This is a genomic window from Metabacillus sp. B2-18 (assembly GCF_021117275.1).
Lineage (GTDB): Bacteria > Bacillota > Bacilli > Bacillales > Bacillaceae > Metabacillus.
Genome location: NZ_CP088245.1, coordinates 3,069,912 through 3,083,330 on the forward strand (window position 1 = coordinate 3,069,912; position 13,419 = coordinate 3,083,330).

At 35.0% G+C, this 13,419-nt stretch carries 13 protein-coding genes and 1 pseudogene; 4 read left to right on the top strand and 10 right to left on the bottom strand.

The genetic code is table 11. The annotated features are described in order from the left end of the window. The first annotated feature begins 214 nt into the window (after positions 1-214). The 3 genes and pseudogenes from istA to LPC09_RS15540 form a co-directional block, all read left to right on the top strand. Positions 215-1,504: an IS21 family transposase gene (istA, locus tag LPC09_RS15530; RefSeq protein WP_098794821.1), complete on the top strand. Its 1,290-nt coding sequence runs from the start codon at positions 215-217 to the stop codon at positions 1,502-1,504. Then, a complete protein-coding gene (gene istB, locus LPC09_RS15535) occupies positions 1,497-2,252 on the top strand; it encodes an IS21-like element helper ATPase IstB (protein WP_098794820.1) in 756 nt (251 codons plus the stop codon). Before istA ends, istB begins: the two co-directional genes overlap by 8 nt. Positions 2,253-2,304: 52 nt before the next feature. After that, positions 2,305-3,786, top strand: a pseudogene (locus tag LPC09_RS15540) (IS1182 family transposase); the annotation flags it as partial. A gap of 140 nt (positions 3,787-3,926) precedes the next feature. On the opposite strand, the gene LPC09_RS15545 reads toward LPC09_RS15540, so the two are convergent. The 7 genes from LPC09_RS15545 to LPC09_RS15575 all read right to left on the bottom strand — a co-directional run bounded on the left by LPC09_RS15545 (position 3,927) and on the right by LPC09_RS15575 (position 10,187). Continuing rightward, positions 3,927-4,532 (bottom strand): YpjP family protein, encoded by a 606-nt coding sequence (locus LPC09_RS15545; protein WP_231307719.1) that lies wholly within the window; start codon positions 4,530-4,532, stop codon positions 3,927-3,929. A gap of 335 nt (positions 4,533-4,867) precedes the next feature. Further along, a complete protein-coding gene (locus tag LPC09_RS15550; RefSeq protein WP_098797417.1) occupies positions 4,868-4,999 on the bottom strand; it encodes a YuzL family protein in 132 nt (43 codons plus the stop codon). Positions 5,000-5,030: 31 nt separating this feature from the next. Then, positions 5,031-5,810, bottom strand: coding sequence for a class I SAM-dependent methyltransferase (locus LPC09_RS15555; RefSeq protein ID WP_231307720.1), 780 nt, complete (start codon positions 5,808-5,810; stop codon positions 5,031-5,033). A gap of 73 nt (positions 5,811-5,883) precedes the next feature. Then, positions 5,884-6,318, bottom strand: a complete 435-nt coding sequence (locus tag LPC09_RS15560; protein WP_231307721.1) for a BrxA/BrxB family bacilliredoxin — start codon at positions 6,316-6,318, stop codon at positions 5,884-5,886. Positions 6,319-6,504: 186 nt separating this feature from the next. Beyond that, positions 6,505-8,196, bottom strand: coding sequence for a dihydroxy-acid dehydratase (ilvD, locus tag LPC09_RS15565; protein ID WP_231307722.1), 1,692 nt, complete (start codon positions 8,194-8,196; stop codon positions 6,505-6,507). Between the two features lie 95 nt (positions 8,197-8,291). Beyond that, positions 8,292-9,410, bottom strand: a complete 1,119-nt coding sequence (locus LPC09_RS15570; RefSeq protein WP_231307723.1) for a conserved virulence factor C family protein — start codon at positions 9,408-9,410, stop codon at positions 8,292-8,294. A gap of 150 nt (positions 9,411-9,560) precedes the next feature. Then, entirely contained in the window at positions 9,561-10,187 is a 627-nt protein-coding gene (locus LPC09_RS15575; RefSeq protein ID WP_098797422.1) for an HD domain-containing protein, read from the bottom strand. 148 nt (positions 10,188-10,335) lie between these two features. Between LPC09_RS15575 and LPC09_RS15580 the strand changes: the two genes are divergently transcribed. After that, positions 10,336-10,581, top strand: coding sequence for a hypothetical protein (locus LPC09_RS15580; RefSeq protein WP_098797423.1), 246 nt, complete (start codon positions 10,336-10,338; stop codon positions 10,579-10,581). A 23-nt stretch (positions 10,582-10,604) separates the two neighbouring features. Here the strand turns inward: LPC09_RS15580 and LPC09_RS15585 are convergent, their stop codons facing one another. From LPC09_RS15585 to LPC09_RS15595, 3 genes are read right to left on the bottom strand one after another with little or no spacing between them, the layout of a single operon-like run. Next, positions 10,605-11,090: a glutathione peroxidase gene (locus LPC09_RS15585; protein ID WP_231307724.1), complete on the bottom strand. Its 486-nt coding sequence runs from the start codon at positions 11,088-11,090 to the stop codon at positions 10,605-10,607. Positions 11,091-11,121: 31 nt separating this feature from the next. Further along, positions 11,122-11,628 carry a hypothetical protein gene (locus LPC09_RS15590; protein ID WP_231307725.1) on the bottom strand — a complete coding sequence of 169 codons (507 nt, stop codon included), beginning with the start codon at positions 11,626-11,628 and terminating at the stop codon, positions 11,122-11,124. 9 nt (positions 11,629-11,637) lie between these two features. After that, the gene (locus LPC09_RS15595; RefSeq protein ID WP_231307726.1) at positions 11,638-13,329 is read right to left on the bottom strand and encodes a formate--tetrahydrofolate ligase; all 1,692 of its coding nucleotides are present in this window, start codon (positions 13,327-13,329) and stop codon (positions 11,638-11,640) included. Between the last annotated feature and the right edge of the window lie 90 nt (positions 13,330-13,419).

The following is a 13,419-nucleotide window of genomic DNA, read 5'->3' on the forward strand; positions in this document are numbered from 1 at the left end:
GAACGATTTTTTTATGAAATATGATCATATCTCTTTCGTTAATTATAACATGAATCAGTTAGTTCTTCCATTAGACCTTGAAATTCTCATACCTCAAAATCATTTATCTATCATTGTTCACGATATAAATGCTAATTTAATAATGTACAAAGATGATCATATAAGAATGTACAGTTCTGCAATATGCATGCATAATTACTTTGAGGTGGAGAGAATGCATGTACAGCTAGATTTACAGACAGAAATAGAAATTAAAAGCCTAGAAGATTTACCACAGTTAAAATTTCTTATGGAGAGCTTAAATATGAAAATAAATAAAAGTAAGGTTGGGCGTGAAATGGGTGTAGATAGGAGGACAGTGGATCGGTATTTAAAGGGCATGGGATCAAATAAAACTCGTAATAGAAAGTCTAGAATAGATGAGTTATATGATGTGATCTCTGAATTACTCTCAAAAGAATCAATACAAACTTTTTACTACAAGAGGGTTCTCTGGGAGTACCTAAAGGACAACCACGGTTTGGATTGTTCCCAGTCTTCTTTCCGAAGATACATATCGAACAAACCTGAGTTCCAAGCATACTTTACCGATGGCCAGAAGACTCAAGCCAATCAATCAGTTATTCGGTTTGAAACCCCTCCAGGGGAACAAGCACAATTCGACTGGAAGGAGAACATAAAATACGTAACGTCTGAGGGAGAAATTTTAAAGGTCAATGTAGGAGTCTTTCTGTTAGGAAATTCGAGATACAAGTCTTATGGTTTGACCCTGTCAAAGTCACAAAGTGTATTGATGTCATTTTTGATGGAGAGCTTTGAAGCAATCGGAGGGGTTCCAAAGACCATATTAACAGACAATATGAAAACAGTAATGGATGAACATAGAACAGAATATTCAGGAGGAGTGGTTAATGAACGTTTTGAACAATTTGCCAATGATAGTGGATTTGAAATTAAACCCTGTATTGCAGGAAGACCAAGGACAAAAGGGAAAGTAGAGAGTATTATGAAGCTTTTAGATGAAATTCATGCGTATCAGGGGAAGTTCACTTTTGAAGGTCTTCATCAATTTGTACAAATGCTTTGTGAACGCCATAATCAAAGTTTTAATCAAGGTAATAGGAAAATTCCGATACTTGCCTTAAAACAAGAAAAGAGTCACTTACTCCCCTTACCAAGGAAAGAAATAAGAGACTCTTATAAAATCAAACACAGGCTCGTAAAAGTAAACCCTGCAAGTATGATTACATACAAATCAAACCAGTATTCAGTACCAGCTGAATACAAAGGGAAAACCGTAGGTTTACAAGTCTATGACGACCACATACATGTTTATTATAACATGGATTTGATCGCACAACATCGAGTCAGTAAAAAGGTATTAAATTACAAGGAAGAACATTATCTAGACGTGTTGTCACGGGGGATGCCAGATTATCCTGATATTGACGAGCTAGCTAAAAATAATCTACTGACTATGGATGAGGTGTATAAAATTGAATAGTAGTTATCAACAATTAGTAAGTAATTTGGAATATTTAAACTTAAAACAGATGATAAATCATCTTCACGATACCATTGATTTTAGTACCAAGAATGAATTATCTTTCGTTGATACATTGATGAAGTTAACGAACTATGAAATTGATGTGCGTGAGAAGACAATGATTAATTCGATGGTTAAGGTGGGGGCTTTTCCCCACCGCAAAGAGATAAATGAGTTTAATTTTAATTTTCAACCAGCAATAAATAAACAACAGATTCTTGATTTTATTTCTCTGCGGTTTATCGAAGATAAACAAAATATTATCTTCATGGGAACGAGTGGTGTCGGTAAAACCCACTTAGCTACTTCCATAGGAATCGCTGCAGCTAAAAAACGAACAAGTACCTATTTTATTAAATGTAATGAACTTATCTTGAACTTAAAAAAGGCAAAGCTAGAAAACCGATTAGAATCTCGATTAAAGCACTATGGGAAGTATAAATTATTAATTATTGATGAAATTGGTTACCTTCCAATTGACAAAGAAGATGCCAAACTATTTTTTCAGCTGATTGATTTAAGATACGAAAAGAAAAGTACAATTTTAACAACAAATATAGGCTTTAAAGAATGGGATGCGGTGTTCCAGGATACTAAATTAGCAAATGCAATATTAGATCGTGTTTTACACCACGCAACAGTCGTAAATATTGTTGGTCCTTCTTACAGAATTAAAGATCACTTAGCAAAAGAAGATGATGATTAATTTTGTACATTCTTAAACGATCAAAGTTGTACATCGTTAGCTTGACATTTACATTCACGAAGCTGTAGAAAAGCTAGACGATACTTTGTTGGTTCAACCCTACAAAGGTGGTGGACGCCCATCCTATCACCCAAAAATGTTACTTAAAGTCATCATATATGCTTATACACAAAAAGTTTATTCAGGAAGACAAATGGAAAAGTTACTAACCGAAAATATCTACTTTATGTGGTTAAGCGGTAGTCAAACTCCTGATTTTCGTACGATCAATCGGTTTCGATCAGAGCGAATGAAAGACATTATCTATCAAGTCTTCTTCTCAATTGTAGAGTTACTACGTGAAAAAGGATTAGTCAAGCTGGAGCACTATTTTGTAGATGGGACTAAGATTGAAGCAAATGCAAATCAGTATACTTTTGTTTGGCGGAAAGCGACAGAGAAATATGAAAAAAGTTTAGATGATAAATATCGTCAACTCGCTTTACAAATTGAGCACATCCTTGAAAATGAGGAAAAGACGGCCCCTTCCATGGGGCTAGAAGAAAAGCTGAAAGAAACTCCTATTACTTCAGAACAGATTGAAGAAAGTATTAAAAAGTTAGAAAAGCATTTAGAGACAGAACCTAAAAATAAAGAGGCAAAAAAAGCTGTTCGATTATTAAAGAAAGACTATCTTCCTCGAAAAATGAAATATGAAGAACAAAATCAACTTTTCAATGGAAGAAACAGTTTCTCGAAAACAGATAATGATGCAACCTTTATGAGAATGAAGGAAGATCATATGCGAAATGGGCAGTTAAAACCAGGATATAATGTACAAACAGGAACAGAAGGTCAATTTATTACAGGTTTCTCTCTACATCAAAGAGCAGGTGATCCAGGCTGCTTGATCCCTCATCTTCAACACCTGGAGGAGCACGGAGTGAAACCAGAAAAAATAGTTGCCGATTCTGGTTATGGTAGTGAGGAAAACTATGACTTTTTAGAAAGAGAAGGACGAACAGCGTACATAAAATATAATACATTTGATCAAGAACAAAAAAGAAACTGGAAAAAGAAAATCGAACGTGTAGAAAATATGGAGTACGATGAGGAACTAGATGAGTTTATATGTGCAAACAAGCAAAGCCTTGTTTTCCAGTATGAAACCTCAAAAACTTCTGAAAATGAATATGTTTCAATTAAAAGAAAATATTCATGTTTTGAATGTGCCGGCTGCCCTTTCCAAAAAACTTGTGCCAAAGGAAAAGAACAAAAAACAATTACAATATCTCTAGAAAATCAAAGACAACGAAAAGAGATTCGTGAACGTCTTCAGAGTGAAGAAGGAAGAAAATTATATAGTCAACGAAAATGTGATGTGGAAAGTGTATTTGGACAAATAAAACATAATCAGCAGTTCAGACGCTTTTCGATGCGTGGCCTCCAAAAAAATACAATTGAATGGGGGCTTCTTTGCGTTGCGCATAACTGTAAAAAAATGCAGAAAGCAATAAAAAGAAATAAAGTAAAAGAGGAAATTGGATGCCAATAAGGGGAGGAATACCCCTTTTTCATTAAAAAATCCTACTTATTTGGTTTCTATGCAAAAAATAAAGAAAGGGTGCTCAAAAGGTCGTTATTTAACAACCTTTTGAGTCACCCTCTTTCAACATTTTTCAAATAATAAAGTCGTTAATGGTAACTCATCCAATTTGGAGGAGTGTTTTTATCCCAATAAATACTGCCTAAATCTTTATGTGATTGAAATGAATCATGATAAGAGTGATAGTGAAAGTTGAACCAATAGCCTTCTAAAGGACGATTTTCTCTTCTTACGTGAAAACGCAAAACATCCTCACCTGTTTGTGTGTTATAGATGTGAAAAATCTTTTCCCCGGTTCCACCGGATGGCTTAGAAATTTCAACATGTTCAAAAAGTTCGTCATCTTCGACATTAACATAATATGTAATGACTTCCTCCATTTTAGGCAGGATCACTTTTTTAAACTCATCTTGGATTACATCGCCAATTTTATCTCCAAACTTAGAAAAAGATTTTTGCTCTGCTTCAAAAAGAAGAGAATCAATAATTTCATCTTTTGATAAAGATACTTGCTGTTCAACATCTATGTTATCAGATAGTAATGCATGTTCATTTTCATTCGAGAATGTAGGCTTGGTCACCGAATCTTCTGCTGGCTTCTCTTGAACTGCCGCTAAAGACGCCGGTGGTGTTACAAGTCCAAAGGTTGCGATAGAGAATAAAATAAAGAGTGATTTTCTCAACCATTTGTTCATGACAGTTCTTCCCCCAACATTATGATTATAGCAATATTTTATCATAGTCTTAGAGGTTATTATATATCAATTTTATTACAAAATTTAAAAACAATTTGTTCAATAAAATGTAACACTTTTATTGTTGAACGAAAACGTTTAAAATAGAATTATCTATCACATATTATGTACAAAAAGTATAGGAGGGTTTAGAAATGGGTTATGATACTTTATTCGTTGTACTTTCTTTTGTTACACTAGCTTATTTTATTTACGTTGAAATTACGGACTAATACATAAACAAAGCAAAGGGTGCCATAAACGTGAGCACCCTTATAAGTTGTCAAAGCAAATACTTATGTTCTCTTTGTCTTTTTTCGAGCGGAATCCACTTGCTTACCACCTGTTTCATTCATAGTGGTACCTTGTCCCTCAACATTAGGAGAGCTAAGGCCGGCTCTAGATGGATCAACTTTTCTTTTTGGCATAAAGATAACACCTCCATGATATTATCTTTTGCTATTTGTTCAGATCTATGACTCCATAATGGAATTTCGCTGTTTTACGGACATTTACTTGAAATTGAAATTCGGCAAAACGTGAACTTCGCCAATGGTCTTTTAACACGAGTCTTTTTGAAGCAACTCGTTTTGCTTCAGTAATAGTCTCTTTAGTTAACGTAGAATAATTTGCAATTCTTTTTAAAGGCTGTAATCCAACGGACCCTTCTTTCGTTTCCTCAAACATTGGATCAAAATAAATCACATCAAAACTGTTATCAGGGCATTCTTTCAAAAAAGAAAGATGCTCTGTATTTTTCACATGAATTCTTTTCATTGCATCATCCAATTGAGGTAAACCAGTTTTCCACTGTAAAAGACCTTTTTGTACAAGAAAAGCTAAAGGCTTACTGCCTTCTATTCCATTAACTATTCCTTTATGACCAACAACATAGCTAGCAATTATACTGTCAGAAGCCAGTCCAAGTGTACAATCTAAAAATGAATTCCCTTTTTCAAGTTTACATGCTAAACAAAAAGGGTCATCTTCCCCCTTTATTATCCTTTTTATTCGAAACATAGCTGAATTAGGATGAAAAAACAAAGGTTCTGTAGAATCAGAAAAATGAAGTTCCATCCTATTTTTCCCAACAACAAGAATGTCATCATCATATTCTCTTTTTAAATGATCAACAGCTCTTTTATTTCTCCTCAAAAAAATTGAATCGAACTCATTTGCAATTTCTATAGCAGACTTTATTAAATTTTCATCAGGCCTTCCTGAAGTGGTGATTATCATACCTACTTATACTCCTATATGCCAAATTCACTGTTTTATCTTGTAAAAAAAGGATGCTATAAGCACCCTTTTTTTAACAATATTTTTCAAATGAAGATTCTAAATTTCCCATTATCTCTTCAATTGAGTTTCCTTCAATTTCGTGACGAGGTATAAAGTGAACAACTTCACCGTTTTTAAGAAGTGCCATTGATGGTGACGAAGGTTCCTGTCCTTTAAAATACTCACGCATTTTACTAGTCGCTTCTTTATCCTGTCCAGCAAAAACTGTAACAATTCGATCTGGTTTTTTTTCTGCATTCAAAACAGATTGTGTTGCGGCAGGCCTTGCTAAGCCGGCTGCACACCCGCAGACAGAGTTAACTACTACTAAAACTGTGCCTTCTTCTTCATTCATGAATTGTTCCACTTCTTCTGCTGTTGTTAATTCTTCAAATCCTGCATTTGTTAATTCTGCTCTCATTGGTTTTACCATTTGTCTCATATATTCTTCATATGCCATTGACATAATAAAATCCCTCCAAAATGTACATTAATGTAAGTAAAGAATACTATAGGGTCCTCATTCTTGCAAATAAATAGAAACAACCTAACAACTAAAAACATTAGGTTGTTTCTTTATTCACTTACTCTTTTATACCTAGTCGTTAATTTGTATGAGAAGTATGAGCTGCTAAAGCTTTAAAATCATTTTTCACTTATCATTTCCCTCATATAAATCAGTTACTGCGCCTTTTGAAGCACTTGAAACAAGACGGGCATATTTTGAAAGAACACCTCGTTCTAAAAGCTTAGGTGCTGCCCAATTTTTCTTACGTTGCTCAAATTGTTCTTCTGTTAACGCAACAGACAGTTCACGTTTTTCACTATCAACTGTAACCATGTCTCCATTTTCTACAAAAGCGATTGGACCACCAACTTGTGCTTCTGGAGAAATATGACCAACTACTAATCCATGAGATCCTCCTGAGAAACGTCCATCCGTTAATAATGCAACACTTTCGCCTAAACCTTTTCCTACAAGAATCCCTGAAATGGATAGCATTTCAGGCATACCCGGTCCACCTTTTGGGCCTTCATAACGTATGATTAAAACATCACCTGCTTTAATTTCTCCTGAAATAACTGCATCTGATGCTTCTTCTTCTGTGTCAAACACCTTTGCTGGTCCAGTTAACTTCGACACCTTTAAACCAGATACTTTAACAACTGCTCCTTCTGGTGCAAGGTTACCACGTAAAATGACTAAAGGACCATCTTTACGTTTTGCTTCAGATACAGGATATATTACTTTTTGTCCTTCTTTTAATTCTTTGCAATCAGCTAGGTTTTCAGCAACTGTTTTGCCTGTTACCGTTAAACAATCTCCGTGTAAGAAGCCTTCCTTAAGAAGATATTTCATAACAGCTGGAACTCCCCCAACTTGGTGCAAATCATTCATAACATATTTTCCACTTGGCTTTAAGTCTGCTAAATGAGGAACACGTCTTTGAATTCGATCAAAGTCATCAATTGATAAATCCACTTTAGCAGCATGTGCAATTGCAAGTATATGAAGAACAGCATTTGTTGAACCACCAAGTGCGTACACAACTGTTATTGTATTTTCAAATGCTTCTATTGTCATGATATCTCTTGGTCTAATTCCTTTCTCAATTAACTTATACACAGCATCACCTGCATCAAAGCAATCTTGAAATTTTTCATCTGATTCTGCAGGGTTAGAGGAGCTGCCAGGTAAACTCATTCCCATTGCTTCGATTGCAGAAGCCATTGTGTTTGCTGTATACATTCCTCCGCAAGATCCCGCACCAGGACATGCATGACACTCGATTTCACTTAATTCATCTTTATTAATCTTTCCTGCATTGTATTGACCAACACCTTCAAAAACAGAAACAATATCAATATCTTTTCCATTCAAATTACCTGGTTTAATGGAGCCACCATAAACGAATACTGACGGCAAATTCATACGTGCAAGAGCAATTAAGCACCCCGGCATATTTTTGTCACAGCCTCCAATAGCAACAACTGCATCTAAGCTTTCTCCACCTACAACTGTTTCAATTGAATCAGCAATCACTTCACGGCTTGGAAGAGAATATCTCATACCAGCTGTTCCCATTGAGATTCCATCAGATACGGTAATTGTATTAAAGATCATCCCTTTACCGCCTGCTTCATTTGCTCCATTCTTTGATTGAATAGCAAGCTTGTCAATATGTATATTACAAGGTGTGACTTCACTCCAAGTACTTGCAACCCCAACCAAAGGTTTTTTAAAATCTTCATCACTAAAACCTACTGCACGCAGCATTGCACGGTTTGGTGCTCTTAACGCCCCTTCAAATACCTTACTTTCATTTCTCAAATCTTTGGTCATCATAATACCTCCATACTTTTTATTTTGTAATAATATTCAGTAAATTCCCTGCAAATAAAAACAGTCAATCGTAATTGACTGTTTAGTTTTGAGTTCTACCCATTTCTACTCTCTGTCATTTGTTTCCAAACAGAGCCTTTTGCTTCTTCTCCGCCTTCAATTCGTCCAATTGCCATTTTCACTTGCATACTTACTTCAAATTCCGAATCATCTTCGGCTTCTTTTAATGCTTGAAGGGCTGACTCATCTCCTACTTCATATAGAAACATGGCTGCACGCCATCTTACTAGTTTGTTTTTATCTTTTAGTGCATCGATCATTTCGTTCATTGCGGCAGGATCACCAATATCTGATAAACAGTCACCTGCTGTTCTTCTTACTGTAACTGATTTATCTTTTAGTGCTTTGTATAATAAAGGTAATACAGTTGATTTTTCAATCATACCTAAATAGACAGTTGCAAGCCTTCTAATCGATGGTTTTTCATCATCAAGTGCTTTTTCAAGTACTGGCAGGTCTTCTTCGGTTGGGTCCATTTGGTCTAAATGTGCGAAACGATTTGTCCAATCTTCCTCATCAAGCATATCAAGGGTGACTTTGTATGATTTACGAGCTTGAACTTTTGTTTTTTCTTTTTCAGTTGCTGCTTTAATGAGCCTTTTTAGACGGTCTTCCGAATAAGCAGCACTGATTTCATCCACAACTTCTTTTCCGATATCAGCAAGTTCACCATATCGAACTCCATGTTCTTTCCATTGCCTATCAAGAACAACATTGTCATCGGCTTGTTGTGCAGTCATAACCGCTTCTTTAAAACGATCTGGTAAGCCAAATCGTTCCTCAAGAACTCCATCAGTAAGTTTTACTTGCATTGGAATTCCATTAAACTTTTGAATAAAAACCTTTACTTCTCCAAATGCTTCTTCATTTGTTGCATGATTTGCTTGTTCAGCTACTTCCTCACCAAATGCTTGACGAACTTGTGCCAAAAGATCTTTCCAATCATATTTTGCATTCCTTTCAACAGCAAGGAAGTCAGCAACATGATAAACACCTTTAATTCCTTCAATGGATAAAATATCTTTAATGATAGCAGGCGCCTCACTAGCTTGATCTTTTTTGTAATTATTGCTTTTTCCAGTAGGAAGCTCTTCTGATAAAAGAACCTTCATCGTATTTGGACTAGGAGTAGGTTCAATTGACTTTATTTTCATAATGGCACTCCTTTATTTTTTTCGTAATGATATTGTAACATAGCCACTATTTTTCATGCTATTCATAGGGTTTGCCTTCTACACCTACATTGACGTTTAACAGTTGAAAAACACACAAATTCTTTGAAAAAGCCGAGCATACTACCTGTGTTATATTTTTTTCGGACCATTCCACTCTGTTAGAAACTGCTCCAAAAAACCTTCGAGATATTGATGTCGCTCTTCAGCTAAAAGCTTTCCGGTTTTAGTGTTCATTAACTCTTTCAATTTTAATAATTTATCATAAAAATGCTGTATTGCATTAGACAAGTCCAAACCTTCTGGGTCATAAATCACATTTCCTCTAGAACCAGCAAAAGCAAACGTCCTGGCTATTCCAATCGCTCCAATCGCATCTAAACGATCACCGTCTTGAACAATTTTCGCCTCAAGTGAAAGCTGACCAGCTGAAATATGCTTTCTAAAGCTTATATTCTCAATGATAGAGAGAATTTCATCCATTTCATTATTATCAACTTCCAATTCAATTAATAGGTTTTTTACATCAGCCACTTCTAGTTTTATCTCATTTGACAGCTTATCATCTATTAGGTCATGTAAAAGTGCAGCTGTTTCAACAATGAACATATTTACTTCCTCTTCATGTTTCCCGATAAGTAAGGCATTTTTTCTAACTCGATCAATATGCCACCAGTCGTGACCGCTACCCTCTTGCTTTAATCTTTTTTTCACAAAATCTTCTATCGTTTGTACGATAATTTTCTTTGTTTTCTCCACTTCACAATTACACTCCTCATTCTTAAGAAACGATTTTTGAAACGATAACAATCTTTTTTTTATAGCTACCAATTAAAATTCCAAATACAAAAACACTGACTAGCTCATTTACATATACTACTTTATCAATTTTTAAAGGAGTATGTTCATGAAAAACGCGAGAAACCAACAGCAACCAATGATCGGCCAAGCTTGGACTGGTAAGCATGTTATTCTTCTACATTGCAATGAACGAAATCAATTTAAGCAACTATATAGTAGCTATCATGCCCCAATCGAGCCACCTCGTCAAAATTGTGCTGAGACGTTGTCACAACTTTTTAGTATTGGATATAAAGTGAAACAAGTTACCACCCTTACCGGAGGACAACTACAGTATTTGCTTGTTCTTTAGCCATTGAAAAAGAAGTCTAACGTTTAGACTTCTTTTAGTAACTTTTCAATATGAGGTTTTATTTCTTTTGGGTTTGTATTCGGTGAAAATCGCTCTATTGGTTGACCATTAGAATTCACAAGAAATTTTGTAAAATTCCATTTTATCGATTTTGTTCCAAGCAATCCTGGAGTTTCAGATGCCAAATACTTAAATAATGGATGAGCATTTTCACCGTTAACATCAATTTTTGCAAACATTGGAAAACGAACACCATAGTTGATTTCACAAAAACTTTCAATTTCTTCATTATTACCGGGTTCCTGCCCCATGAATTGATTGCAAGGAAAACCAAGAATAGTAAGACCTTGTTTATGATATTCATCATAAAGAGCTTGTAATTCTAAATATTGAGGCGTAAAACCACATTTACTTGCTGTATTTACAATAAGAAGGACCTGATTCTGATATTCTTCCAACGTTTTTATTTCACCTTTGATTGTTTCTACTTTATATTGGTATAAACTCATTATTTGAAACCTCCTTTTATTTGAAAATCTATTAGCTCTTGTATCCCAGCCCTAATAATGAAATTGAATGGTCCAAAATATTTATTAAATCATCAATGGAATCTTCACCAAATAAAGTTTGAAACTCCACAATATATTTGTGATGATACTTGACGCTAAGGTCAGTTATCTCTTTTGTTAAAAATAACTTCACAACATGTTGTTTTCCCCAACGTCTTTTTAATTTTTTTAGTAATAATTCATCATATTCATTTGTACCGTTGTTCTCACAAAATGTCACAGTCACATAACAGCCGGGCTTTTCATTTGTTTCTAACAGCTCTCCAGATAATTCCCGGTGAGGTATTTCAATTTCAATAAGGATTGACCGTTTGCTTTTTCTAACATCTTCAATTGTAATTAAATATTTTCTAACCATTGAGGCTAAGTCAACAATATCACTTCGACCAATAACATTTATTTTCCCTTCAAGGTCCAAGTCATATATATATCCTTCTATTACTACTTTCAAGTTATCAAAGACAGTTGGATCAAACATATATACCTCCTAGAACAAGCCAGTTGCCTTTCCATCTACTGAAACATCCATATTTAGAGCTGCAGGTTCAAATGGTAAACCTGGCATTGTCATGATATCACCGGTTAAAGCAACGATAAAGCCGGCACCTAAAGAGCCCTTTAATTCACGTATTGTGATCGTAAAGCTTTCAGGTCTACCTAACACAGAGGCATCATCTGTTAAAGAATATTGTGTTTTAGCCATACAAATAGGCAAATTGCTCCATCCTAAGAACTCAAATTCTTGAATTTGTTTCTTTGCTTTATTCGTGAACTGAACTCCTGTTGCTCCATAAACTTTACTTGCAATATTGAAAATTTTCTGTTCAATCGAATCTTCATCTTTATATAGAAATTGAAAAGAATTTTCTCCCTCTTCAATAATCTTGAGTACCTTTTCAGCTAGTTCTACTCCTCCATTGCCGCCATGTTCCCATACTTCACATATAACAGCAGGATGACCTTCCTGATCACTCCAATTTAATAGTTCTGTTATTTCAGCTTCTGTATCAGAAACAAATTTATTAATTGCTACAACGTATGGTAATCCAAAGCTTTTTATTGTTTCAATATGTTTTTTTAAGTTTGCTATTCCTTTTATTAGAGCATCCGTATTTTCTTGCTGTAATTGATCTCTCCTCAATCCACCATGCATTTTAAGAGCTCTTATTGTTGCCACGATGACAACAGCAGAAGGATTAAGCATTCCAATTCGAGATTTTATATTAAGGAATTTTTCCGCCCCTAAATCAGCACCGAATCCAGCTTCAGTTACCACATAATCTCCAAGCTTTGTCGCCATTTTGGTCGCAAGCAAACTATTACAACCATGTGCAATGTTCGCGAATGGTCCACCATGAATTAGAGCCGGTGTATGTTCTATTGTTTGAACAAGATTTGGCTTTATTGCTTCTTTTAATAGAAGAGTTAAAGCTCCTTCAACACCCAAGTCGGCCACTGTAACCGGTTCTTTTGAATATGTATATCCGATTACTATCCTTGAAAGTCTCTCTCTAAGATTATCTAAACTGCTAGCTAAACATAAAACAGCCATAATTTCAGAAGCTACCGTAATATCGAAATGATCTTCTCTTGGAATGCCATTTGTAGGTCCACCTAAGCCGATGGTAATATTTCGAAGAGCTCGATCATTTAAATCTAATGCTCGTCTCCATACAATTCTTCTAGGGTCGATATTTAAATCATTTCCGTGGTGAAGATGATTATCGATAAATGAAGCTAATGCATTATTTGCTGTCGTAATTGCATGTATGTCACCTGTAAAATGCAGGTTTATTTCATCCATAGGAAGAACTTGAGAATAGCCGCCACCTGTAGCTCCACCTTTTAATCCCATTGTTGGTCCAAGCGAAGGTTCCCTCATTGCAATAATCGCTTTTTTATTTAGTTTATTAAGTGCTTGACCCAAACCTACTGTTACTGTTGATTTTCCTTCTCCAGCTGGAGTTGGGTTAGTTGATGTAACTAAAATAAGCTTACCTGGTTCTTTCTCCTTTAATCTTTCTAAAACATCAAGAGAAATTTTAGCCTTATATTTTCCAAATAGCTCTAACTCTTCTTCCTTTAAATCTAAATGATTATCGGCTATTTGCTGAATTGGTAAAAGTGGTGTTTGAAGGGCAATTTCGATATCTGATTTAAATTTTTGATGACTATTCACTGTTTTTTCCTCACTTTGTTGTTAAAATGATCTTTAGAATATATTACCATACATCCTTATCCATCAATCAATATGTCAAATTATTGATGT

Bases quoted from the DNA above. Each gene is read 5' to 3' on its own strand.
- istA (WP_098794821.1), top strand. From the start codon at position 215: ATGCATGTACAGCTAGATTTACAGACAGAAATAGAAATTAAAAGCCTA.
- LPC09_RS15545 (WP_231307719.1), bottom strand. From the start codon at position 4,532: ATGAACAAATGGTTGAGAAAATCACTCTTTATTTTATTCTCTATCGCA.
- LPC09_RS15550 (WP_098797417.1), bottom strand. From the start codon at position 4,999: ATGCCAAAAAGAAAAGTTGATCCATCTAGAGCCGGCCTTAGCTCTCCT.
- LPC09_RS15555 (WP_231307720.1), bottom strand. From the start codon at position 5,810: ATGATAATCACCACTTCAGGAAGGCCTGATGAAAATTTAATAAAGTCT.
- LPC09_RS15560 (WP_231307721.1), bottom strand. From the start codon at position 6,318: ATGTCAATGGCATATGAAGAATATATGAGACAAATGGTAAAACCAATG.
- ilvD (WP_231307722.1), bottom strand. From the start codon at position 8,196: ATGACCAAAGATTTGAGAAATGAAAGTAAGGTATTTGAAGGGGCGTTA.
- LPC09_RS15570 (WP_231307723.1), bottom strand. From the start codon at position 9,410: ATGAAAATAAAGTCAATTGAACCTACTCCTAGTCCAAATACGATGAAG.
- LPC09_RS15580 (WP_098797423.1), top strand. From the start codon at position 10,336: ATGAAAAACGCGAGAAACCAACAGCAACCAATGATCGGCCAAGCTTGG.
- LPC09_RS15585 (WP_231307724.1), bottom strand. From the start codon at position 11,090: ATGAGTTTATACCAATATAAAGTAGAAACAATCAAAGGTGAAATAAAA.
- LPC09_RS15590 (WP_231307725.1), bottom strand. From the start codon at position 11,628: ATGTTTGATCCAACTGTCTTTGATAACTTGAAAGTAGTAATAGAAGGA.